Consider the following 22,362-nt stretch of genomic DNA (forward strand, 5'->3'; position numbering starts at 1 on the left):
GCCGTCAGTATCCGGCGACCTGAGCGCGGCGCTTGACCTCGGACCCGCGGTTGGCCCGCAGCGCTTCGATGGCCGAGCCGGGCAGCGACTCGTCCTCGCGGAAGAGCCACTCGACGATCTCATCGTCCTCGAAGCCGGCATCGCGCAGCTGGGTGATCACCGACGGCAGCGACTTGACCACAGCGCCGTCCTGGATGAGCAGCGCGGGCACGCAGCGGACGCCGGCCTCGTTGCGCACGGCGAGCAGGTGGCCGTCACGCACGTACTGATGGACGCGGGTGACCGGTAACCCGAGCGCCTCGGCGGCGGCGGGCAACGTCAGCAACTCCATGGCGACCAGCCTGCCATCTCGCTCAGGGCCGAGCCCAGATGGTGTAGGTGCCGCCGGTGTGGTGCACCTCGCCGCCGGCCGCGTCGAGGGCGGCGAGCAGCGCCCTCTGCAGCTCGCGCAGCCGCTCGGCACCCAGGAGCAGGTGATTGCTCTGCGTGCCGATGTTGCCCACCCACTGCTCAGCCGAGTCCGTCCGCTGCCATTCATAGGTGTGTGTCGTGATCGACGAGAACACGCCAGTGGCCTCCAGCGTCGTCAGGTGAGTCCGGTCGTCGCCCGCGCTGGGTGGGTCGGCAAGTTCCGGCGCGAACCGTCGATATACGTCGTCGACGACGGCCTGCGTCTTCGGATCGAAGTCGGCGAAGTTCCAGAACAGGGCGGCGGTCCCGCCCGGGTTGAGCAGCCCGAGGATCTTCGGCGCGCCGAGCGCGGGATCGACCCAGTGCCAAGCCTGCGCGCAGGTGATGAGGTCGAAGGTGCGCCCCCGGTCGTCCCACTGCTCGAAGCCGGCGACTTCGACCTCGGTGCCGTGCGAGCGGGCCACCGCGGCCATGTGCGGGTCGATCTCGACGCCGAGGACGCGCAGGCCCCGCTCGGCGAGCAGCCGCGACGCCTTGCCGGTGCCGCAGCCGATGTCGAGCACCGCGCTGGGCCGCAGCGCGACGAGATCGTCGATCAGTTCGGTCGGATAGCCCGGCCGGTACCGGTCGTAGTCCGCGGCCACGGCGCCGAACGATTCGGCGCGCTCGCGCTGAGTATGGGTCAGCTCGTCGTGTGGCACTCGACCATCATTCCAGCGCATCATCCTGCATCCGGTCGTCCTCCGCTGTACCGATCCGCCACATCGCGTCCGGCGGCTGCGGCGAGCGCATCTGATCGCCGTCGGTCAGCGGCTTGGCGCCGCCGGCCAGACCGGTGGTGACGGTGCGCGGGAAGGCCGCGCGGGCCGAGGCCCGCTGGACCTCGGCGACCGGCAGTGCGGTGCGCGAGGCCGCGACGACGACGTTGCCGTACCGGCGGCCCTTGCGCACGGCCGGCTCGGCGATCACCAGCGTGTGGGGCAGCACGGCCCGGACGGTCGCCAGCAGCCGGCGGGTATAGGTGACGGGTGGCCCGTCGGCGATGTTGGCCAGGAAGATCCCGTCCGCGCGCAGTACCCGGGCGACGTCGGTCAGGAACTCGACCGTGGTGAGCTCCCCGGGCACCCGCCCACCGTGGAAGGCATCGAGGACCAGGACGTCGGCACTCGCGTCGGCCAGGCCGGTCACACCGGTGCGGCCGTCGAGCGGGCGGATGCGGATCCGGCTCCCGCGCGGCATCGGCAGCCGCGCGCGGACCAGGGCGGTCAGCGCGGTGTCGGGTTCGAAGACGATCTGCGACGACCGGGGCCGCGTCGCCGCCACGTAGCGGGCCAATGTGCAGGCGCCACCGCCGACGTGGGTGACGGCGAGGGGCCCGGCGGGCAGCGCGTCGAGCACGTCGGCCAGCGCCTGGACGTATTCGAAGTCGAGGTAGGTCGGGTCGTCGAGATCGACGTAGGACTGCCGGATCCGGTCGATGGTGAGCAGCCACCCCCCTGGTCGATCGGCGTCGGCGAGCAGTTCCACCCGGCCCAGCGATTGGTGCTCGGCGCCGGTCACGCCTGAGAGATTACGGGGCCCCGACCACGGGAACGGGGGCCCCGGCCCGGTGCGCCCCGACCGGTAAGCGGCGCGACGCCCGTAGAATCGCCGCGTGCAGACGGCGGCAACCGACACCTTGGTCGGCCGCTCGCTCGAGGGCCGCTATCGGATCTTGGAACGTATCGCACGTGGCGGTATGTCCACTGTGTACGCGGCCGTCGACGAGCGGCTGGACCGCCTCGTCGCCGTCAAGGTCATGTCGTCGGCGCTCTCGGCCGATCCCGCGTTCAGCGACCGGTTCGCCCGTGAGGCGCGAGCGGCGGCCCGCCTCACCCATCTGAACGCGGTCTCCGTCTACGACCAGGGACATGAAGTCGGCCCCGACGGTCACCACGTGTTCCTGGTTATGGAGCTCGTCGAGGGGCGGACGCTGCGCGAACTGCTGCGCGAGCGCGGGAAGCTGTCGCCTGCGGAAGCGGTGTCGATCATGGAGCCGGTGCTGAGCGCGCTGTCCGCGGCCCATCGCGCCGGCCTCGTCCACCGCGACGTCAAGCCCGAGAACATCCTGCTGTCAGACGACGGAGTGGTGAAGGTCGCCGACTTCGGCCTGGCCCGGGCGGTCGAGTCCGATGCCGCCGCCACCCGCACCGGGCTCATGATGGGCACGGTCGCGTACTGCGCACCGGAGCAAATCAGCCGGGGCAGCTCCGACCCGCGCTCGGACGTCTACGCCGCCGGCGTGGTGATGTTCGAGCTGCTCACCGGTACGCCGCCGTACAAGGGCGAGTCGGCGATGAACGTCGCCTACCAGCACGTGCACAGCCGGGTACCCGCCCCGTCCTCGCGCGTGAAGGGCATCCCCGACGAGATCGACGAACTCGTCATCGCCGCGACCGACAGCGATCCGACCGGGCGCCCGGCCGACGCCGGCGCGTTCCTCGGCGAGATCGCCGATCTGCGGGCCGCCCTCGCCCTGCCGGTCACACCGGTTCCGCCTCGGGCGCGCCCCCGCGGCCGGTCGGTGCGTCCGGACGCGCGTTACCGCACTCCCGACGGCGACACCACCGAAATGATCAGGTCGCAGAACGGCGACCACGACACGACCGTGGTGCCGCGCCGCCCCGAGCCGGGCAGTGGCGGCGCCGGGCCGACGCGCGACAACAGCGGGCCGCCGCCGCCGGTGGTGATCCGGCCGCCCAAGCAACGCCGCGACGTGCCGGAGAAGACCCGGCGGCGGCGCCGAGCTCTGATCATCGTCCTGATCCTGCTCCTCATCGGCGCGGCGGCCGGCTACGGAGGCTGGTGGTTCGCGGCCGGGCGGTACTCGCACATCCCGACCCTGCGGGGCATGGAGAAGGCCGCCGCGGTGGCCGAGCTGCGCCACGCCGGCTACGACGTGACCGTCCAGCCCGGTCCCGAGTTCGACGCGACCGTCCCGAAGGGCCGCGTGCTGCGAACCGATCCGGGCGCCAGGACACGGGCGGTCCGCGGCACCGGCGTCACGATCATCCTGTCGGCCGGCCCGAAGCTGTACCAGCTACCTGATGTCTCCGGCAAGACGTTCGACGACGCCGTCGGTGCCCTCACCGATCTGGGGCCGCTGAAGGTGGCCACCCAACCTGAGCAGCGCTACAACGACCGGGTACCGCTCACCAAGGTCATCGGGACCTCGCCCCCGGCCGGCACCAAGGTCAGGGCCGACCAGAAGATCACGATCATCGTGTCGCTGGGGCCGCCGATCGTCGACGTGCCCAACATCGCGCCGCAGACGCCGTTCGCCGACGCGCGCAAAGTACTCAGGGCCGCGAACTTCAAGGTGCGCGAGACCACCGAGTTCAACGACACCGTTCCGAAGGACACGGTGATCCGGATCGCCCCGGCCGACAAGGCCCGCAAGTTCAGCACCATCACGGTGACGGTGTCCAAGGGCCCGGAGATGGTGAACGTGCCCAACATCCCGGTCGGTACGCCCGTGGAAACGGCGAAGCGGGCGCTCACCGACGTCGGCCTGGTGCCCGACGTGAGGACATTCGGCGGAGGCACTCCGACCACCGTGCTGGCGATCAGCCCGACATCCGGCGTACCCGTGCACGTCGGTACAACGGTGACGGTCTACGCGATCAGCTGAGGCGCCGACGTCGGCGCCGGCGGAAGATGGGGGCAGCTGGCCGGGCCCCGCGGCCCAGGGGACTCCGGCCGCCGCTGGATAGGCTGACCGAATGGTCATCGTGATGGCGCCCGGCGCCGCGGACGCCGACGTCGCGAACATCGTGAAGCACATCGAGGCGCACAACGGGCAGGCCTTCGTCAGTCGCGGCGTGATGCGCACCATCATCGGCGTCGTCGGCACCGAGGACGTTCTGGAGACCCTGGACGTCGGCGGGCTTCCCGGCGTCGTCGAGACGATGCGGATCACCGCGCCGTACAAGCTCGTGTCGGCGCAGAACCACGCCAAACGCACGACGATCCGAGTCGGCGGCGTTCCCATCGGCCCCGACACGTTCACGTTCATCGCCGGCCCGTGTGCGGTCGAGACGCCCGAGCAGACGCTGGAGTCCGCGCGGATGGCCAAAGGCGCCGGCGCCACGTTGCTGCGCGGTGGCGCGTACAAGCCGCGGACCTCGCCGTACGCCTTCCAGGGTCTCGGCGTCGACGGTCTGCGGATCCTGGCGCAGGTACGCGACGAGGTCGGCCTGCCCGTCGTCACCGAGGTGACCGATGCCTCCGATGTGGACGTCGTCGCCGAGCACGCCGACATGCTGCAGATCGGCACGCGCAACATGCAGAACTTCGGGCTGCTTCAGGCCGTCGGCGTATCCGGCAAGCCCGTCATGCTCAAGCGGGGCCTCACCGCCACCTACGAGGAGTGGCTGATGGCGGCGGAGTACATCGCGCAGCGGGGAAACCTCGACATCGTGCTGTGCGAGCGAGGGGTGCGGTCCTTCGAGCCGTCGATCCGCAACATGCTCGACGTGTCCGCGGTCGCGATGGTGCAGCGGCTGTCACACCTGCCGGTGATCGTCGACCCGTCGCACGCGGCGGGGCGGCGCGACCTCGTGGTGCCGCTGGCCCGCGCCGGTATCGCCGCGGGCGCCGATGGCGTGATGGTCGACGTCCATCCGCACCCCGAGACGGCGCTCTGCGACGGTGCACAGGCGCTGTTCGGCGACAACCTGGCCGAGCTGGCCCAGGCGGTGACGACGATCCCGCCGCTGCTGGGCCGGACGTCGGCCGCCCACCTCGCCGGCTGACCCGCCGTCCGGGTTACTGCTGCGGCGGCGGCGGGGGCGGCTGGTAGCCACCCTGCTGGTGGGGCGGGAAGCCGCCCTGCTGCGGGGGCGGGAAGCCGCCCGGTTGCTGCCACTGGCCAGCGGGCGGCGGTCCGCCGAATGCCGGTGATCCGTAGCCGCCGGATGCGAGCTCCTTCTTGTGCCGACTGCGCTTCACGAAGCCGACGATCAGCAAGACGATTGCGGCAATCAAGAACAGCACGCCGAGGACGATCAGCAGCCCGGCGATGACCGTGCTCTTGGCGATCGAGGTGCCGAACGCCATTTTCGCCCCGGGCGGCGCGGCCGTATAGCCGGCGAACACCTTGTACTTGCCCGTCTCGCTGATGTGGAACTGCCATACCGCGACGCCCTTGTGACCCTTGTAGTCGTAGGTCAGTCGCTTGATCTTGTTGTCCGACCGATTGCCGTAGGGCGTCTTCAGGTCCAGCTCCTTGCCGCTGGGCGAGAGCATCCGGACGACCGGCTCGGGGATCTTGGTGATGCTGCTGCTGACGTCGGATGCCTCGTAGTAGGCGAGGTAACCGCCCGCCTTGGTGAACGTGATGGTGCGCAGCTGCGCCTCGGACGTCGGCGGCGACGTCAGAATCGTCACACGTTGGAAGTTGTTGACCTTGCTGAGGGACTTCTTTCCGGTGACACCACCCACCACGAACAGCACGATGGCGAGGGCCAGGAAGATCCAGCCGAGGCGGAGTGGCGTCCGGCCGCGTAGCCGGGTGGGGCCGGACGGCGGGGGTCCGTAGCCAGGTGCGGGCTGGTACGCCGGCTGTTCGCCGGGCGGGTTGGGGTAACTCATGACGGGCAGTCTGCCCGGCCCCGGCCGGTATTGGGCAGATACCCCGGGTCAACGCGCCGTAACGAGCGGTTTCAGCACCTCGATCGCCCGATCGATGCCGTCGTCGTCGACGTCCAAATGCGTCACGAGGCGCAGGAACCGTGGGCCGAGGGCCGAGGTGAGCACCCCGTGCTGCGCGGCGGCACCAGCGACGGCGGCTGCGTCCGAGACGTCCAGCACGACGATGTTCGTCTCGACCGCCGACGGGTCGGCCCCCAAGGCCTCGGCCAGCCGGCGCGCGCGGACGTGATCCTCGGCCAGCCGGTCGATGTGCCTCTCGATGGCGTACAAACCGGCCGCGGCCAGGATGCCGACCTGCCGCATGCCGGCCCCGTACCGCTTGCGCCAGACCCGGGCTTCCGCGATCCGCTCCGCGGTGGCCACCAGGACGGAACCGATCGGGGCGCCGAGACCTTTCGACAGGCAGACCGAGACGGTGTCGAAACCGGCGGCCAACTCGGCCAACGGCGTGCCAGTGGCCACCTGGGCGTTCCAGAGACGCGCGCCGTCGAGATGCAGGCCGAGGCCGCACGACCGGGCGAGCTCCTGCACTTCGGCCACCTGCTTGGCCGGCTGCACAGTCCCGCCGCCGAAGTTGTGCGTGTTCTCGACCTCGACGGCAGCTGTGGACACGAGGTAGGGGCCCGCGTCCGGCGAGATCAGCGCCCGGACGTCCTCCACGTCGAGCAGTCCGCGAGTCGCGCGCCAGGTGCGGAAGGTGATCCCCGAGAACACCGCCGCGGCGCCGAGCTCGGCTCGGGCCACGTGGGCCAGGGAGTCGCAGACGAGCTCTTGCCCGGGCCGGACGAGCAGACGTAGCCCGAGCTGGTTGCCCAGCGAGCCCGATGGCACGAACAGCCCGGCCTCGTAGCCGAGCAGCGCGGCGACCCGGCGTTCGAGCTCGATCGTCGTCGGATCCTCGCCGTAGACGTCGTCGCCCACGACCGCCTCGGCCATCGCCGACCGCATGCCTGGCGTCGGGCGGGTGACGGTGTCCGAGCGCAGGTCGACCGGGGTCACGTCCGCGCCTGCGCGTCGCGCCGGCGCCGGTCGGCCACGAGACGCTCGGCGACACGGAACGCCAGCTCGAGCGACTGCTCGATGTTCAGCCGCGGATCGCAGGCCGTCTCGTAGCGCCGGCCCAGGTCGGCCGCGGTCAGCTCGGCGGTGCCGCCGATGCACTCGGTCACGTCGTCACCGGTCAGCTCGACGTGCAGACCACCCGGATGGGTGCCGAGCTCGGAGTGCACGTCGAAGAAGCCGTCGACCTCGTCGATGATCCGGTCGAGGTGGCGGGTCTTCACACCGTCGGCCGTCTCCTCAGTGTTGCCGTGCATGGGGTCGCACTGCCACACCACGAGATGCCCGGTGGAACTCACCTTCTCGACGATCGCCGGCAAGACGTCGCGGACGCGGGCATTCGACATGCGGCTGATGAGGGTGAGGCGGCCGGGCTCGTTGGCCGGGTCGAGGCGCTCGACGAGCTCGGCGGCGAACTCCGGCGTTGTGGTGGGGCCGAGCTTCACCCCGATCGGGTTGGCGATGCGGGAGACGAAATCGAGGTGCGCCCCGTCCATTTGTCGGGTCCGCTCCCCGACCCACACGAAGTGACCGGACAGGTCGTACGCGCGGCCGTCCTCCACCCGGGTCAGCGCGCGTTCGTACTCGAGGATCAGTGCCTCGTGAGAGGCGTACAGCTCGACGCTCTCGAGAGCCGCGTCGTGGACGCCGCAGGCCCGCATGAAGCGGACGGCCCGATCGATCTCGGACGCGAGCTTCTCGTAGCGGATCCCCGTGTCGGTGCTGAGGGCGAAGGCGGCGTTCCACGCGTGCACGCGGTCGAGCGAGGCCAGGCCGCCGCCGGCGTAGGCGCGCAGCAGGTTCAACGTCGAGGCCGCGGTCGAGTACGCCCGCAGGATGCGGCGGGGGTCGGGCGTGCGGTCGCCGATGAGCTCGTTGACCATGTCTCCGCGGTAGGACACCTGGCCGGTGGCGTCGATGTTGGACGAGCGCGGCTTCGCGTACTGCCCGGCGATCCGGCCCAACTTCACCACCGGCACGGACGCCCCGTAGGTGAGCACGACGGCCATCTGCAGCAGCACCCGCACCTTGGCCGCGATGTCGGCCTGGGAACTGGTGGCGAACGTCTCGGCGCAGTCGCCGCCCTGCAGCAGGAAGGCCTCGCCGCGAGCCACGGCACCGAGCCGGTCACGCAACTGATCGACCTCGGAAGCGACGACCAGCGGCGGCATCCCGGCCAGCGTCAGGGCGGCCTCACGAAGCGCCACCTCGTCGGGCCACTCCGGCTGCTGCGCCGCGGGCAACGACCGCCAAGCGTCGAGGTCCGGCGGGTCGACGGAGTCGGGAGCGCCGGGCAGCGTGAACGTCACGTCACAAGGGTAGGCAGCCGCCAACCGGTTTGTGACCGGGGTGGCACTGCGGAGGGTGCCGCGGTGGTGCCGCGGTGGTGCCGCGGCGGCGGTCGGCCGCAGTCAACGCAGCCCGGCAGCATCCAGATAGCGGCCCAGCGCGAGCTTCGCGTCCACGCACAACTTCGCCGGCGCGGCGCCGGCTCCCGTCCAGGTCGCGGTCACGGCGAGCTGCTCGTACTGGCCGTCCGACGTCCGTCCCTGTGTCGAGAAGTACGCGCAAAGGTCGGGAGTGGTCGATCCGGCGTAGATGGCGTGGGTGCCGACGGTCGTGCTCGTGCCGCCCGCCGGGCGGCGGACGGCGTCGATGACGAAGTTGACGAAGAGGAATGCGTCGGCCGGCCGCACTTCACAGCCGGCGCCGAAGCTCATGCTGCGCACCTTCCCATTGGCGAAGCTCGACATCGCGAGAATGCCGGCCCGGCGGACGATGGTGCAGACGTTGAGGTCGCTGATCGTGGGGGCGGCCAACTGGAGGCGCGGAACGGCATCGTCGGCGACGGCCTCGGCCAGGCGCGCGGTCATGGCGTCCGTACCGCCGCAGGCGGTCGCCCGGTCGACCTTGCCGCCGGCCGCCGCCAGGCTGTCGACGACGATCCGCACGCCGTCGGCGGCGATCTCGCGCTCGCATCGGCCCGCACCCCCGTCGAACGGATAGACGTAGACAGTCTGACCGGACTCCGTGCGGGTCGTGCGCCCAGTGGCCAGCCGCACCTCCGCGCCGGTCGCGAAGACGCTGAAGGTGACCGCGGGCTTGTCGTCCTTGTCCGTGAGGGTGATCGCGCAGCCGGGCGGGTCCTGCCGCCCGTCGAACGTGGGCGTCAGCCCCGTGCCGACCGTCCGCAGGGGATCAAGTCCGACCGCGGCGCACAGATCGGCGGTCACCGGGTCGCCGATGGCGGTCGACACCGGCCTGCGGGACGCGCTACCGCTGGGCAGCGGTCGCGGCGGCGTGGAGGCCGACGCCGGATCCGATGCGCGGGTGGTTGCGGCGGTTCCCGACCCACCCGTCGTGGGCTGGGACGCCGCGGTCGGCCGGTGGGCGTGCGACGAGGTGCAGCCGGTCGCGAGCAGCAGCGCGAAGAGGCACGCGACACGACGGGTTCTCACCGCAGCCAGCCTAATGCGGTCGCGCTGCAGATCAGCCGAAGAAGACCTCGGCCTCGGCGTAGAGCTCGGGGCGGACCAGCTTCAGCTCGGTCGTTGCGTCGGCCAGCGGGACGCGGACGATGTCGGTGCCGCGCAGGGCGACCATCTTGCCCCAGTCGCTCTCGCTCGCCGCGTCGATCGCCTGCAGCCCGAACCGGGTCGCGAGCATCCGGTCGAAGGCGGTCGGCGTGCCGCCCCGCTGGATGTGCCCGAGGACGGTGGTGCGCGCTTCCTTGCCCGTCCGCTTCTCGATCTCACCGGCGAGCCATTCACCTATGCCGCCGAGGCGGGCGTGCCCGAAGGCGTCCAGCCCCTTCTCGATGATCGCGTTCTCGCCGCCGTCGGGCGTGGCGCCCTCAGCCACGACGATGATCGGCGCGTAGTGGGCCTGGAAGCGGCTCTCGACGTAGGCGCAGACCCGTTCGACCGAGAACGGGAACTCGGGGATGAGGATGACGTTGGCGCCGCCGGCCATGCCGGCGTGCAGCGCGATCCAGCCGGCGTGGCGCCCCATCACCTCGACGATGAGCGCGCGGTGGTGCGACTCGGCCGTCGTGTGCAACCGGTCGATCGCCTCCATGGCGATGTTGACGGCGGTGTCGAAGCCGAACGTGTAGTCGGTGGCGTTGAGGTCGTTGTCGATCGTCTTCGGCACGCCGACGACGTGGACGCCGCGCTCGGCCAACTTGGTCGCCACACCCAGCGTGTCCTCGCCGCCGATCGCGATCAGCGCGTCGACACCGAGGCTGTGCAGGTTCTCGGTGATCCGGTCGACCCCGCCGTCGACCTTGAACGGGTTCGTCCGCGAGGAGCCGAGAATGGTCCCGCCCCGAGGCAGGATGCCGCGCACGTCGGAGATGCCGAGCGGCATCGTCGTGTTCTCGAGGGGGCCGCGCCAGCCGTCGCGGAATCCGACGAATTCGTGGCCGTAGATGCCGGCGCCCTTTCGGACGACGGCGCGGATGACGGCGTTGAGCCCGGGGCAGTCGCCACCGCCGGTGAGCACTCCGATGCGCATGGGCTCGAATCTAGGACATGACCGAACGAGGCTCGATCGAACATATTGCCGGCCGGACTTCGGGCCGCGGGCGCGCCGGCAGTCCCGCCTACCTGTCGGCCGCCTTCGGCCGACAGGCAGCCGGCAGAGCAAAGGCGCTGGGACAGGTTTATGGACCCAACTCGCTTTATTGACCCAGCTCGCGAGGACGTCGAGTCTCAGCCGGCCGCGTGTCGCCCCGGGCCGGGCGACGTCCCCCACCCGTCAGCCGCTCCAGTCGTGGTCAGGGCCTGCCACCGGGCAAGGTTGTGCCGCGCGTCGGCCAACGCGTCGTGCTGGTCGCGCGGCGCGGCAGGAAGCGGTGGCGACCCGGCGTCCTCCCAGCGCTGCCGCAGCTCGTGCGTGAAGCGGGGAATCACCCGCGGCAAAGCCCGCATGTCGCCCCACAGCTGGCAGAGCGCGACGTGGTCGTAGGCCGACATCCACGCCCACAGCTCGATCGGCTCCCCCGGCTCGGTCAGGAACGACAGCAGATCGGCACGGATCTGCTCCAATGACCGCCACGCACGGTCGGCCGGTGCCGGCAGCTTGTCGAGAACGTTGCGGCGGACCCAGTCGATGGCCCGGGTCGGGTCGAACTCGGTCGAGACGGCATAGAACTCCCGGCCGGTCTCGTCCACCACACCGATCGACACCAGCTCGATCGTGCGGCCGTCCTCGATGAATTCGCAGTCGTAGAAGAAGCGCACGCCGATCAGGAGGCTCGGGTTCCGGGCACCCGGTTCCCGATCTCGCGGACGGCGTCGCGCTCCCGGCTGCCGAACCCGACGTCCTTGCCCTCGGCGGCCTTGACCTTCGCGGCGTACTGGTCGACGTACTCCTGCCCGGACAGCTGCATGAGCTCGTACATGATCTCGTCGGTCATCGACCGCTCGACGAAGCGGTCACCGGACATTCCCTCGTAGCGGGAGAAGTCGAGCGGCTTGCCGAACATGACACCGGGCCGCGGCCGCAGCTTGGGGAACAGCCGGCCGGCCGGCTGGATGATCTCGGTGTTGACCATCGCGCAGGGGATGACGAGAGCGCCGGATTCCAGCGCGAGGCGGGCGACGCCGGTCTTGCCGCGGTAGAGCCGGCCGTCCGGCGAGCGGGTCCCCTCGGGATAGATCCCGAGCAGCGTCCCTTCCGCGAGCACGCGGACGCCGGTGGTCAGCGCGGCCCGGGCGGCGTCGGAGTCGCCGCGATCGACCGGGACCATGCCGACCGCGGTCATGAAGCTACGGGTCAGGCGGCCCTTGATGCCCGGCGTGGTGAAGTACTCCGCCTTGGCCAGGAAGGTGACCTTGCGCCGGATGACGATCGGCATGAAGAAGGAGTCGCAGAACGACAGATGGTTGCTGGCGATGATCGCCGGACGGTCGGACGGGATGTTCTCGGCCCCCTGGACCCACGGTCGCCAGAGCATCCTGAGCAGCGGCCCGAGGAACACGAACTTGGCGAGCCAGTACCCCACGCCGTCTCCCGCTCCGTGTCAGTCTGCAGCGTCGATCGACAACGCTTCCCCGCGCCAAACCCTAGTCCGGCGGCTCGGCGCCCACCACCACGGCCGGGAACGCGCCGGGTCCGGCGTGCCCGGGTCGCCGATCGGCGCGTCCGGCAGGCATGATGGGGACGCAGCAACGAGCTTGGTGGAGGTCCCGATGGTGGCAGATGCCGAGCCCTTCTCGGCTGACGGCGGCCCGGTGGGCGTCGTGGTCAGTCACGGGTTCACCGGCATGCCGGGCAGCATGCGCCCCTGGGCCGAGCACCTCGCCGCCGCCGGCTACACGGTCCGCCTGCCCCTGCTGCCCGGGCACGGTGGAACCTGGCAGGACACCAACCGCACCCGCTGGCCGCAGTGGTACGAGACCGTCGAGGCGAGCTACCGGGAGCTGAGCGCCCGGTGCGAGAAGGTGTTCGCGGTCGGCCTGTCGATGGGCGGCACCCTCGTGACGCGGCTCGCCGAGGAACATCCCGATGGCGTCGCCGGTCTCGTCCTGGTCAATCCGGCCTACGGCACCCGCCGGCGCGACGCCAAGCTCGCGCCCTACATCGGGTGGGCGGTGCGGTCGCGTCCGTCCATCGGCGGGGACATCAAGAAGCCCGGCTCGGTCGAGCCGGCCGGCGACCGCACGCCGATCGTCGCCTTCGCGTCGCTGCAGAAGCTGTGGAAGGTGACCCTCGCCGACCTGGGAGCGGTGCGGGCGCCGATCCTGATGTTCCGTTCGGTCGAGGATCACGTCGTCGACGACCTGTCGGCCGAACTGCTGAAGGCCGGCGCGGTCAACACGACCGTGCGCGAGGTCCTGCTCGAGGACAGCTACCACGTCGCGACCATGGACAACGACGCGCCGAAGATCTTCGCCGGCAGCGTGGACTTCATCGAGTCGCTGACCGGCGCCACGCCACTGGGCGGCGCAGCGCCGTGAGGCCGCGCGACGCGTCGGAGCCCGGCGGCCCGGAGCCGGGCCGGTTGGACAACGGCCTGCGCGCCCCGACCTACGTCCCGCTCACCGACGTCGACCCAGAGGTCGGACGTCACCTGCTGACCGCCCTCGGCCGTGCCCGCATCGCCGCCTACCTCGGCCCGACCGCCGTCGCCGAGAGCGAGCAGCGCCGCCTGTTCGTCGCGTCCGACGAACGGGTCGACGCCCGCACGATCGTCGTCGCCGCCGTGCGGGCCCTCGGCGGCGAGCAGCCCGAACTGCCGCCGCCGAACGACCCGCTGGCCGGCGTCGACACCGATTCGACCTTCCAAGCGCTCGTCGCCGACTGGCACGTCGACACCGTCGCCGCCGTGCGCGAGGCGGAACGCGACCTCACCCGTGAGGACGCCGACTGGCGCGCGCGACTGCGCAAGCCGCCCGCTCGCGACGAGGTGTGGCTCGACGAGGACCACTACGTGCCGCCCCCGCCGCCCCCGCTCCCCCGGCTGGCTGCGCCGACGATCATCGCGATGTCGGTGCTGGTGATCTCGATAATCGTGCTCGGGCTCGGCGGCCAGTTCGGGTTGGCCAGCAACTTCAGCTTCATCCTGGGACTGACCGGGCTGCTGCTCGCCGGACTGATCCTGTTCAGCCGGGTGCGCGAGTACCGGCGCGACGAGGACGACGACGGCAGCGCGATCTAGCGGCACCCGCTAGCCCCCGTCGGGCAGTTCCAATTCGAGGACGAGGCCCGAGCCCGTCAGCGCAGTGGTGCCCACGGCGTCCACCCGGCCGTCGACGAAGATCCGCTCGGCGACGCCGACACGGTATTCGACCAATGCCTGCCAGGCGGGTGTCCCCGGGCGATCCGATCCCACCGTGCTGAGGATTGCCGGCGGCGCCGCGGGGACCACGCCCTCTATCGCGGCCTGGAGCTGCCGGGCCTGGGCGAGGCGATCGGCGGCGTTGCCGACGAGGGTGGCCGAGGCCAACACGAAGTCGGCGCCACGCAGCCGCAGCGCGGCCAGAGCCGCACCGGCCGGAGTCAGCACCGAGCCGGCCGGAAAGGCGACGTCCTGGACGGCGCTGACGTCGATCCCGAGCGTGGACAGCATCAGGTTGGCGCCGGCCAACCGGCCGCCGGTGACGACCACGAGGCCGGCTTGCCGGCCGATCGCCGCCGAGATCGAACGCCAGCGCAGCAGATGCGGACCGCCGTGCACACAGGCGACGTCGACCTCGGCCGCCGCGATCGCGCGGGCGAGGGCAGCGCGGTCGCGCCCGAAGTGCTGGGCAGCGACCGACAGCAGGCGCAGCGGGGTGGGCACGCAACGATCCTGCCGCAGACCTCAGGCGTAACGGCGGGCGAGGTCGGCCGCCCCGATGAGCCCGGCGTCAGGGCCGAGCTGGACCAGCTCGACGGCCGCCACGGGCCGGAAACCGCGCCCGGTCAGGGAGTGGGCGAACTCCTCGCGGGCCGGTCGCAGCAGGATGTCGCCGGCCTCGGACACCCCGCCGCCGAGGACGAACATGGACGGGTCGATCACCGCGGCCAGGTTGGCCAGCCCGCGGCCGAGCCAGCGGCCCATCGTCGTGCAGATCGACTGCGCCGCGGGGTCGCCGCCGGCGGCTGCGGCAGTGACCACGGGCCCCGTCAGCCCCTCGACTGAGCCGGCCAGCTCGAGCATCTGGGCCGCGGCCGCCGGCGATTCGGCGGCCAGCTCGCGGGCGTCGCGGGCGAGCGCCCGGCCGGAGGCGTACATCTCCAGGCAGCCGAGGTTGCCGCAGGCGCAGCGCCGCCCGTCCGGAACGATCGTCATGTGGCCGTACTCGCAGGCCAGCCCGTACGCCCCGCGGTACACCGATCCGTCGATCACCAGCCCGCCACCGATGCCTGTCCCGAGCGTGACGCAGACGACCACCTTCTGACCGCGGGCCGCTCCGAAGCGGTACTCCGCCCACGCCGCCGCGTTGGCGTCGTTCTCGACGATCAGCGGCAGCTTGATCCGTTCGGCGAGCGAGTCCCGAAGCGGCTCGTTGCGCCACGCCAGATGCGGCGAGAACAGGACAGTGGCGTGATCGTTGGCGATCCAGCCCGCGGCGCCGATGCCGACGACGTCGACGTCGGAGCGGTCGGCCAGCGTGCGGACGACGTCGACGATGATCGATTCGGTCTCGGTGACGTCGTGTCCTGGGGTGTCGCGCCGTTCGCGGTCCAGCACCCGCCCGGCGTCGTCGACCACGCCGGCCGCAACCTTGGTGCCGCCGATGTCGACGCCGATCGCCAGGGCCATCGGTTCAGGACTCGTCGGCTTCGTCGATGCGGATGTGTTGGACCCGCGGCGCCGGACGGGGCCGCCCGTTGCGGGCGCCGTCGGGCCGCTCGGCCTGCGCCCGGGCCAGCGCCGCGTCGCTGAGCGCCTTCATCGCGCCGGCCAGCGCCGCACCGGCCTCCGCGAGGCGCTCGGTCACCTCCGGATGTTCGCCACGCAGGATGCCGGCGAACTGGCAGATCGGGCACCACGCCACGCACTCGCTCGCCGGCGAATGGCGCTCGGCCGGAGCAGCGGCGAAGGCGTTGCGGGCCCAGTCCTGCACCGCGGACACGAGCTTGGCCGCCTCGGAGTTCAGCTCGTCGCCGTCAGCCACCGCTGCGCCCCTCTCCCGATGCCGTGCGCCGGCCCGGCTTCGGCCGGGGCCGGTTCGCCGGCCGGAGCGGGGCCGGCCAGAGTGCCGGGTCCGGCTGGAAGCGCACCCGCAGCTCGCGGCCGTCGAACTCCGCGCCCGAGACCGTGCAGCGCCGCAGGACGCTCGGCAAGGTCAGCACCCGTCGGTTGGGCCCGACCGTGACCACCAGGTCGTCCCCGGCCCGGACCGCGTCGACCGCAGCGCGCTGGGCCAGCGGAAGGGCCATGTGCAGCACGAACGCCTCACCCACCTGCTCGACCCTCAGCAGCTCGGACACCGGCGAACGCGGCGCCGGGTCGTCGCCGGGCAGCGCGCCGTAGAGCGCGTCGGCGACCTCACGCAGCGCCGCCGCCCCGACCGGCTCGGCGGCCCGGTAGGCGAGCTCGCGGACGGGCAGGCCGGCGAACGACTCGCGGATGCCGACGAGCTGACGCTGCTGGGCCTCGGCCCACCCGCGTCGCCAGTCGTCGTCCCCGGCCGGGAAGACCCGGTTGGCGATCACGAGGTCGACGCAGTACCCGTACAGCGCCAAGGCGGTGAAGGTTCGCCGCGCCTCGGCCGCGACCACCGACTCGGGCGTGAGCACGAGCCGGACCGACGTCACCGCGGGGTCACCGAGCAGCTGCCGGACCGAGGCCAGCTCGTCGTTCAGACGCAGCAGGGCCTCGAAGAGCGTGTCCGGCGGCAGCGCCTCGCCGCGCCCGAGGAGGGCCGCGATCGGGCGCATGCTCTTGGCGATCCGGCGATGAACCGGGAACACCCGCTCGAGGTACCAGGTGAGGGCCTCGGGCAGCGCGAGAAGCCGCAGCGTCTCCGCCGTGGGCGCGCAGTCGACGACCAGGGCGTCCCAGTTCCCGGTGAGGGCCAGCTCGCGGACCGCGAGCAGCGCGAGGACCTCGTCGACCCCGGGCAGCACCGTCAGCTCGTCGGCGGTGATCGCGTCGACTCCACCGCGGGCCAGCATGTCGACCAGGAAGGCCTGCACATCACGCCACGCGGCTTCGAAACGTCCCTGGGTGTCGATCTGTACGGCCCAGAGACTCGGCGCGACTTCGACCGGCTCGTCGCTGAGCTCGACCGCGAGCGCGTCGGCGAGCGAGTGGGCGATGTCGGTCGAGAGCAGCAGCGTCTTCAGGCCGCGATCGGCCAACCGCAGCGCGGTCGCCGACGCGGTCGTCGTCTTGCCGACGCCCCCCTTGCCGGTGAACAGGATGATGCGCATCGCGGTCAGACCCGCAAGCTCTCGACGCGGCGCTTGAGTTCTTTGAGGGCGGTGTCCATGACGACACGTTCAGCTTTGCGCTTGAGCAGGCCGAGCATCGGAATGACGAGGTCCACGGCGAGGGAGTAGGTGACATCCGTGCCGCCGGTGTCGCTCGGGCGCAGGGTGTAGGAACCGTGCTGGGCGCGCATCATCTGGCCCGCGGTGAGACTCCACTCGACCTTCTCGTTTCCCGTCCATATGTAGGCCAGCTCGTACTGATCGCGGATGATTCCGGCGTCGAGGCTGAACGCGACGCGGCGCCCGCGACCGTCGGGGCCGACCTCGAGGACCTGGGCCTTCTTGACCGACCCTGTCCACACCGGATAGTTCTCGAAATCGGCGATGACGGCCATGATCTGCGCCGGGTCGGCGTCGATGACTATCGACTGCGTCGACTCCTCGGGCATGGGAATTGAGGCTACCTGTCGGTCGTCAGCGGGTCGCGGCGTGCGAAGTGGAGGTGTGCCGCGCCATTCGGCTCGGATCGAGCTGGTCGGCGAGGGGCCAGAACGCGTGCTTGGTCCGCAGCCGGTAATGGTCGGTGACGCGTCTGCGCCGGCGTCGCGACAGCCGGCCACCCGGAGCCGGATCGAGCCGCAGGAAGAAGTGCGCGACCACGCCGTCGAACATCGGCTCGAGCCACACCTCGGCCGACCCGCTCAGGCCGCTCGCCGGACCGGCGGCCGATGGCACCGACCAGCGCATGCCCTTGTCACCGCGCCATTCGTCGACCTCGAGCGCGAGGTCGGGCCACCACCGCCGCCAGTTGCCGGGCTCGGCGACTATGGCGGCGACCACCGTCGGACGCGCCGCGAACCAGGTCGAATCGACCACGTCGATGACAGGCACGATCGACCCTTCCTCAGCTCGCGGTTCGCTCGGTGGGCCGCCAGCATCGCACGGCGGCCCCGCTCCCGCTCGCCCGTCTCGGGGGCGCCGGATACCGTCACCGGACATCGGCAACAATGGTTGGCGAGCCTCGCAGGACCGGTCTGCCGAGAAGGGACCCCGCACAGTGCAGGAACTGCATGTCGCGAGCAAGATCACTACGCTGACCCAGATCAACACCGCCGACTTCGTCTTCGACAACGCCGCCGAGCGGCCCGACCACGTCGCGCTGCGCCGCCGCGAGGGCGCGCAGTGGCACGACGTCACGGCCGCGCAGTTCGCCGACGAGGTCACCGCGGTCGGACAGGGTCTGATCGTGGCCGGCATCGTCCCAGGCGACCGCGTCGCCGTGATGAGCAAGACGCGCTACGAGTGGACGGTCGCGGACTTCGCGCTGTTCACCGTCGGCGCGGTGGTGGTGCCGATCTACGAGACGTCGAGCGCGGAGCAGGTCCAATGGATCCTGTCCGACTCCGGCGCCCGCGGCATCTTCGTCGAGACACCGGAGCACGCCAGCATCGTCGAGTCGGTCCGCGCGGAGCTGCCCGACCTCGTGCACGTCTGGCAGTTCGAGGAGGACGCCGTCGCCGAGCTGGTCGCCCGCGGCAAGGACGTCGCACCCGCTGACGTGACCGCCCGCCGCAACGCGGTCAGCCTCGACGACCTCGCGTCCATCATCTACACGTCGGGGACCACAGGCCGGCCGAAGGGCTGCGAGCTGACCCATCGGTGCTTCGTCACCGAGGCTGTCGAGTTGCTCGACCTGCTCGAGGACTTCTTCAACGCCAACACGTCCACGCTGTTGTTCCTGCCGATCGCCCACGTCTTCGGCCGGGCCATCGAGATCGGCGCCCTCGCTGCCGGCTGCACCCTCGGGCACACCGCCGACGTCAAGAACCTGATGAGCGACCTCGCCGGATTCCGGCCCACATTCGTGCTCGCGGTGCCCCGCGTTTTCGAGAAGGTCTACAACACCGCCAAGCAGAACGCGCACGGCAGCGGCAAGGGCCGCATCTTCGACCGCGCCGAAGCCGTGGCGATCGCCTACTCGCAGGCCACCGAGAAGGGGCCGGCGCCGTTGCTGCTGAAGCTTCAGCACCTGGTCTTCGACAAGCTCGTCTACACCCGGCTGCGGGCGGCACTCGGCGGGAAGTGCGTCGCGGCGGTCTCCGGCGGCGCACCGCTCGGCGCTCGCCTCGGTCACTTCTTCCGCGGCACCGGCGTCACGATCTACGAGGGCTACGGCCTGACCGAAACGACCGCCGGCGTCGCCGTTAACCGGCCGAACGCAATCCGGGTCGGCACGGTCGGCCGGCCGATCGGAGGTACCACGGTCCGGGTGGCCGACGACGGCGAGCTGCTGTTCAAGGCGCCGCACATCTTCCGCGGTTACTGGAAGAACGCCGAGGCCACGGCCGAGGCGCTCGAGAAGGACGGCTGGTTCCACACCGGGGACATCGGCGAGATCGACGACGACGTGTTCGTCCGGATCACCGGCCGCAAGAAGGAACTCATCGTCACTGCCGGCGGCAAGAACGTGGCTCCGGCGGTGCTCGAGGACCGGGTGCGCGCGCACTGGCTGGTCAGCCAGGCGCTCGTCGTCGGGGATCAGAAGCCGTTCGTGGCCGCGCTGGTGACCATCGATGCCGAATCCCTGCCCACCTGGCTGGAGAAGACCGGCCGTCCGGCCGACACGCGCCTCGACGACCTCGTCGAGGACCCGGAGCTGCGCACCGAGGTGCAGACGGCGATCGACGATGCGAACAAGGCGGTGAGCAAGGCGGAATCCATCCGCAAATTCGCCATCCTGGCCGAGGACTGGACGGAGGCGGGCGGGCAGATGACGCCGTCGCTGAAGCTCAAGCGCAACGTGGTGCACAAGGAGGCGGCCGACCAGATCGAGGCGCTCTACAGCGGCGCCAAGTCGGACTGATTCGACGCAGTGACCCGCGCGACCGGTCAGCCGTCGAGCAGTCCACCCAACCGCTCGGCGAGCACCTCCCAGCGCCAATCGCGCTGCATCCAGGCCCGTCCGGCGGTGCCCAGCCGGTTGCGCAGACCTGCGTCGAGCAGCAGCTCGGTGAGCCGCGCGGCCACCGCGGGCACGTCGCGTCCGTCGACGAAATAGCCGGTCTCGCCGTCGCGAACGGCGTCGGGCGCGCCGCCGGAGTCGCCGACGAGAACGGGCAGCCCCGACGCCGACGCCTCGAGGTAGACGATGCCGAGGCCCTCGACGTCCAGACCGCCACGCCGGGTACGGCATGGCATGGCGAAGACGTCGCCCGCCGCGTAGTGCGCCGGCAACTCGTCGTGCGCGATGCCGCCGGCGAAGGTCACCGCATCGGCGACGCCAAGCGACCCGGCCAGCGTCTCGAGCTCGTCGCGATAGGTCCCGCCGCCGACGAGCAGCAGCATCGCGTCGGGCAGCTGCCGGCGCACGGCCGGCAGCGCGTGGATCAGCGTGTCCTGCCCCTTGCGCGGGACGAGCCGCGACACGCAGACGATCACCCGCCGGCCGGTCAGTCCGTGGCGCGCCCGAACCGCAGTGCCGTCGACGCCCGGGTGGAACACGTCGATGTCGACACCGGGGGTGAGCTGCACGAGTTCGGCGCAGCGGCCCAGCGAGCCGGCCAGGCGTTGCCGGAAGTACTCGCCGAGATAGGTGACGACGTCGCAGCCGGCGCTGATGCGCCGTAGCGCCTGCCGGGCACCGGGCAGCATCGCCCACCCGGCTTCGTGCCCGTGAGTCGTGGCCACGATCCGGGTGGCCCCGGCCTCGCGCAGGGCCGGCGCGAGCAGTCCGAGCGGGGCGGCCGCGCCGAACCAGACCCGGCTGCAGCCGAAGTCGCGCAGCGCCGTGACGGCCCGGCGCCGTGCCGCCGGCGTCGGCAGCAGCAGTCCCGTCGGGTGCCGCAGCACGGGAAACGGCTGCTCGGCGTCGAACGCCGCCGACCCAGCGTGATCGGAGGCGTAGACCACCAGGGAACCCGGTGGCCGGCGGATGGCGAGTTCGTGCAGGAAGGACTGGATGCCGCCCTGGCGCGGTGGGAAGTCATTGGTGACGAGCAGCGTGCGCCCGGCCGCGCTCATCGGCGCAGCTCGGAGCGGACGTAGGCGCGCCACTGCGCGGTGAACGCCGCGGTGGTCTCGTGCAGCACGCCCTCCAGCGCCGCGGCGACGGCCGCGTCGGCGTTGCCCGGCGACGCACCCACCAGCTTGTAGAACCGCACGAGCGCTGGTTGCCCGGAGCGCGCGGCGATCAGCCGGCAGGCCAGCCACGCCCCCTCGTACGCCTGCGCAGCGGCGCCGTTGGTCTCGAACGCCGCGTCCTTCGGCAACGTCGTGGGTAGCTTTCCGGCTCGCACGTCGCGGCCCAACTCGGCCGCAGCGGTTCGTGGTGACTGGCCGCTGCCGAGGTTGCCCACGTAGTCGGCGAAACCCTCGACCAGCCATCGCGGGCTGGCCTCGGTGGTCGCCTGGGCGTCGGCGATGTGGGTGATCTCGTGCCGGACGACGATCTGCCGGCCGACCGAGCTGAGCCGGCTGAACGCCGCGGAGTTGACGATCAGTCGCTGGCCGGCCGGGGCGTCTCCCAAGGTGGCGTCCCCGTCGGAGATCGCCACGGCGGCGACCGCGGTGGTGATCGCCGAGGTTTGTCCGACCTGGGCGGCGAGCTCGGCCGGCGTGGACGGGACGACGACCGCGACGGTGCGCGCCCAGGCCGTTCCCCAGACGGCCGAGACGGCGGGTACGGCGGACTCGACGGCCGCCCCGATGGCCCGCAGCGTGCCGGCGGCGACCGTGTCGGTGTGGCCGAGCACCAGGCTGTGGGCGGTGCGCTCGACGTCGAGCGGGCCGAAGTCCCACGGCCCCTGCCAACTCACTCCGCCGGCCTCGGCCAACCCGTTGTCGGCCACCGCGACCACGCGGCCGTGCTGCCGGATGAACGTCCACCAGAGGTCATGACTGGTCGGCGTGCGGTCGACGCCGCGCAAGGCATAGCTGAGCGACGTCCGCACGACGACCGCCCGGGTGCCGTACCGCTTGGTCGCGGCCGTCTCCACTTCGCGGTCATCGGTCCTCGACACCCCGCCGTACGACCACGCGGCCAGCGGCAGGCGGCGCAGGTTGTCGAACGCGTCCTCCTGCCGGCCGCGGAACTCGGCCGCCTTCGCGCCGGTCCCGAGGCCGGCAAGGAACGCCGTGCGATCATGAGCGAGCACCGCTTTGCCGTGCTGGGCCAGGACGGTCGCGATCTCCGCCAGCGACGGCGGCCCACCCGACGAGGACGACGAGCAGCCGGCTGTGCCCAGCCCGGCCACCATTGCCGACGCGAGCACGGCAGCGCGTAAGGACGGCCGCCGACCGGCGACCGGACGCCGCACGGTCATGAGGACCAGC

Annotated in this window: 23 protein-coding genes; 5 read left to right on the plus strand and 18 right to left on the minus strand. The window is 71.4% G+C overall.

The window, feature by feature from the left end:
• Positions 1 to 4: 4 nt before the first annotated feature.
• Genes ABR571_RS02450 through ABR571_RS02460 form a run of 3 tightly spaced genes read right to left on the minus strand, consistent with a single transcriptional unit; the run spans position 5 to position 1,971 of the window.
• The gene (locus ABR571_RS02450) at positions 5 to 331 is read right to left on the minus strand and encodes an Rv2175c family DNA-binding protein (protein ID WP_409451598.1); all 327 of its coding nucleotides are present in this window, start codon (positions 329 to 331) and stop codon (positions 5 to 7) included.
• 22 nt (positions 332 to 353) lie between these two features.
• Complete coding sequence (locus tag ABR571_RS02455; protein WP_409451599.1) at positions 354 to 1,112, minus strand: class I SAM-dependent methyltransferase; 759 nt, start codon at positions 1,110 to 1,112, stop codon at positions 354 to 356.
• Between the two features lie 7 nt (positions 1,113 to 1,119).
• Complete coding sequence (locus ABR571_RS02460) at positions 1,120 to 1,971, minus strand: spermidine synthase (protein WP_409451600.1); 852 nt, start codon at positions 1,969 to 1,971, stop codon at positions 1,120 to 1,122.
• A gap of 94 nt (positions 1,972 to 2,065) precedes the next feature.
• On the opposite strand from ABR571_RS02460, the gene pknB reads away from it, so the two are divergent.
• A complete protein-coding gene (gene pknB / locus ABR571_RS02465; RefSeq protein WP_409451601.1) occupies positions 2,066 to 4,081 on the plus strand; it encodes a Stk1 family PASTA domain-containing Ser/Thr kinase in 2,016 nt (671 codons plus the stop codon).
• A 91-nt stretch (positions 4,082 to 4,172) separates the two neighbouring features.
• Positions 4,173 to 5,204 carry a 3-deoxy-7-phosphoheptulonate synthase gene (gene aroF, locus ABR571_RS02470; protein WP_409451602.1) on the plus strand — a complete coding sequence of 344 codons (1,032 nt, stop codon included), beginning with the start codon at positions 4,173 to 4,175 and terminating at the stop codon, positions 5,202 to 5,204.
• A gap of 13 nt (positions 5,205 to 5,217) precedes the next feature.
• Here the strand turns inward: aroF and ABR571_RS02475 are convergent, their stop codons facing one another.
• The 7 genes from ABR571_RS02475 to ABR571_RS02505 form a co-directional block, all read right to left on the minus strand.
• A complete protein-coding gene (locus tag ABR571_RS02475; RefSeq protein WP_409451603.1) occupies positions 5,218 to 6,042 on the minus strand; it encodes a hypothetical protein in 825 nt (274 codons plus the stop codon).
• 48 nt (positions 6,043 to 6,090) lie between these two features.
• Entirely contained in the window at positions 6,091 to 7,050 is a 960-nt protein-coding gene (locus ABR571_RS02480) for a threonine aldolase family protein (protein WP_409451636.1), read from the minus strand.
• 47 nt (positions 7,051 to 7,097) lie between these two features.
• Complete coding sequence (locus tag ABR571_RS02485; protein WP_409451604.1) at positions 7,098 to 8,471, minus strand: class II 3-deoxy-7-phosphoheptulonate synthase; 1,374 nt, start codon at positions 8,469 to 8,471, stop codon at positions 7,098 to 7,100.
• A 102-nt stretch (positions 8,472 to 8,573) separates the two neighbouring features.
• Positions 8,574 to 9,620, minus strand: a complete 1,047-nt coding sequence (locus tag ABR571_RS02490; protein WP_409451605.1) for a hypothetical protein — start codon at positions 9,618 to 9,620, stop codon at positions 8,574 to 8,576.
• A 31-nt stretch (positions 9,621 to 9,651) separates the two neighbouring features.
• The gene (locus ABR571_RS02495; protein WP_409451606.1) at positions 9,652 to 10,677 is read right to left on the minus strand and encodes a 6-phosphofructokinase; all 1,026 of its coding nucleotides are present in this window, start codon (positions 10,675 to 10,677) and stop codon (positions 9,652 to 9,654) included.
• A 197-nt stretch (positions 10,678 to 10,874) separates the two neighbouring features.
• A complete protein-coding gene (locus tag ABR571_RS02500) occupies positions 10,875 to 11,405 on the minus strand; it encodes a polyadenylate-specific 3'-exoribonuclease AS (protein WP_409451607.1) in 531 nt (176 codons plus the stop codon).
• A gap of 5 nt (positions 11,406 to 11,410) precedes the next feature.
• Complete coding sequence (locus ABR571_RS02505) at positions 11,411 to 12,169, minus strand: lysophospholipid acyltransferase family protein (protein WP_409451608.1); 759 nt, start codon at positions 12,167 to 12,169, stop codon at positions 11,411 to 11,413.
• A gap of 187 nt (positions 12,170 to 12,356) precedes the next feature.
• Between ABR571_RS02505 and ABR571_RS02510 the strand changes: the two genes are divergently transcribed.
• On the plus strand, positions 12,357 to 13,124 hold the full coding sequence (locus ABR571_RS02510; RefSeq protein ID WP_409451609.1) for an alpha/beta hydrolase: 768 nt from the start codon (positions 12,357 to 12,359) through the stop codon (positions 13,122 to 13,124).
• A complete protein-coding gene (locus tag ABR571_RS02515; protein WP_409451610.1) occupies positions 13,121 to 13,825 on the plus strand; it encodes a hypothetical protein in 705 nt (234 codons plus the stop codon). The genes ABR571_RS02510 and ABR571_RS02515 overlap by 4 nt, the downstream gene beginning before the upstream one ends.
• A gap of 9 nt (positions 13,826 to 13,834) precedes the next feature.
• Here ABR571_RS02515 and ABR571_RS02520 read toward each other — a convergent pair whose 3' ends face one another.
• The 6 genes from ABR571_RS02520 to ABR571_RS02545 are packed head-to-tail and all read right to left on the minus strand — an operon-like array spanning position 13,835 to position 17,922.
• Positions 13,835 to 14,449 carry a hypothetical protein gene (locus ABR571_RS02520; RefSeq protein WP_409451611.1) on the minus strand — a complete coding sequence of 205 codons (615 nt, stop codon included), beginning with the start codon at positions 14,447 to 14,449 and terminating at the stop codon, positions 13,835 to 13,837.
• A gap of 21 nt (positions 14,450 to 14,470) precedes the next feature.
• Positions 14,471 to 15,415, minus strand: a complete 945-nt coding sequence (locus ABR571_RS02525) for an ROK family glucokinase (protein WP_409451612.1) — start codon at positions 15,413 to 15,415, stop codon at positions 14,471 to 14,473.
• 4 nt (positions 15,416 to 15,419) lie between these two features.
• Positions 15,420 to 15,770, minus strand: a complete 351-nt coding sequence (locus ABR571_RS02530) for a hypothetical protein (protein ID WP_409451613.1) — start codon at positions 15,768 to 15,770, stop codon at positions 15,420 to 15,422.
• Entirely contained in the window at positions 15,763 to 17,031 is a 1,269-nt protein-coding gene (locus ABR571_RS02535) for an ArsA family ATPase (protein WP_409451614.1), read from the minus strand. The genes ABR571_RS02530 and ABR571_RS02535 overlap by 8 nt, the downstream gene beginning before the upstream one ends.
• A 5-nt stretch (positions 17,032 to 17,036) precedes the next feature.
• Positions 17,037 to 17,480: an SRPBCC family protein gene (locus tag ABR571_RS02540; RefSeq protein ID WP_409451615.1), complete on the minus strand. Its 444-nt coding sequence runs from the start codon at positions 17,478 to 17,480 to the stop codon at positions 17,037 to 17,039.
• 25 nt (positions 17,481 to 17,505) lie between these two features.
• A complete protein-coding gene (locus tag ABR571_RS02545) occupies positions 17,506 to 17,922 on the minus strand; it encodes a polyketide cyclase / dehydrase and lipid transport (protein WP_409451616.1) in 417 nt (138 codons plus the stop codon).
• A gap of 166 nt (positions 17,923 to 18,088) precedes the next feature.
• Between ABR571_RS02545 and ABR571_RS02550 the strand changes: the two genes are divergently transcribed.
• On the plus strand, positions 18,089 to 19,894 hold the full coding sequence (locus ABR571_RS02550) for an AMP-dependent synthetase/ligase (protein ID WP_409451617.1): 1,806 nt from the start codon (positions 18,089 to 18,091) through the stop codon (positions 19,892 to 19,894).
• 26 nt (positions 19,895 to 19,920) lie between these two features.
• Here the strand turns inward: ABR571_RS02550 and ABR571_RS02555 are convergent, their stop codons facing one another.
• Positions 19,921 to 21,051: a glycosyltransferase family 4 protein gene (locus tag ABR571_RS02555; RefSeq protein WP_409451618.1), complete on the minus strand. Its 1,131-nt coding sequence runs from the start codon at positions 21,049 to 21,051 to the stop codon at positions 19,921 to 19,923.
• On the minus strand, positions 21,048 to 22,352 hold the full coding sequence (locus ABR571_RS02560; protein WP_409451619.1) for a hypothetical protein: 1,305 nt from the start codon (positions 22,350 to 22,352) through the stop codon (positions 21,048 to 21,050). Before ABR571_RS02560 ends, ABR571_RS02555 begins: the two co-directional genes overlap by 4 nt.
• Positions 22,353 to 22,362: the final 10 nt, after the last annotated feature.

It is taken from the genome of Jatrophihabitans sp., assembly GCF_046262535.1.
Taxonomy (GTDB): Bacteria; Actinomycetota; Actinomycetes; order Mycobacteriales; family Jatrophihabitantaceae; genus Jatrophihabitans.

What these genes read in the sequence shown, in the direction of transcription:
- ABR571_RS02450 (WP_409451598.1), bottom strand. Translation starts at nt 331, where the DNA reads ATGGAGTTGCTGACGTTGCCCGCCGCCGCCGAGGCGCTCGGGTTACCG.
- aroF (WP_409451602.1), top strand. Translation starts at nt 4,173, where the DNA reads ATGGTCATCGTGATGGCGCCCGGCGCCGCGGACGCCGACGTCGCGAAC.
- ABR571_RS02475 (WP_409451603.1), bottom strand. Translation starts at nt 6,042, where the DNA reads ATGAGTTACCCCAACCCGCCCGGCGAACAGCCGGCGTACCAGCCCGCA.
- ABR571_RS02480 (WP_409451636.1), bottom strand. Translation starts at nt 7,050, where the DNA reads ATGCGGTCGGCGATGGCCGAGGCGGTCGTGGGCGACGACGTCTACGGC.
- ABR571_RS02495 (WP_409451606.1), bottom strand. Translation starts at nt 10,677, where the DNA reads ATGCGCATCGGAGTGCTCACCGGCGGTGGCGACTGCCCCGGGCTCAAC.
- ABR571_RS02510 (WP_409451609.1), top strand. Translation starts at nt 12,357, where the DNA reads ATGGTGGCAGATGCCGAGCCCTTCTCGGCTGACGGCGGCCCGGTGGGC.
- ABR571_RS02525 (WP_409451612.1), bottom strand. Translation starts at nt 15,415, where the DNA reads ATGGCCCTGGCGATCGGCGTCGACATCGGCGGCACCAAGGTTGCGGCC.
- ABR571_RS02535 (WP_409451614.1), bottom strand. Translation starts at nt 17,031, where the DNA reads ATGCGCATCATCCTGTTCACCGGCAAGGGGGGCGTCGGCAAGACGACG.
- ABR571_RS02540 (WP_409451615.1), bottom strand. Translation starts at nt 17,480, where the DNA reads ATGCCCGAGGAGTCGACGCAGTCGATAGTCATCGACGCCGACCCGGCG.
- ABR571_RS02555 (WP_409451618.1), bottom strand. Translation starts at nt 21,051, where the DNA reads ATGAGCGCGGCCGGGCGCACGCTGCTCGTCACCAATGACTTCCCACCG.
- ABR571_RS02560 (WP_409451619.1), bottom strand. Translation starts at nt 22,352, where the DNA reads ATGACCGTGCGGCGTCCGGTCGCCGGTCGGCGGCCGTCCTTACGCGCT.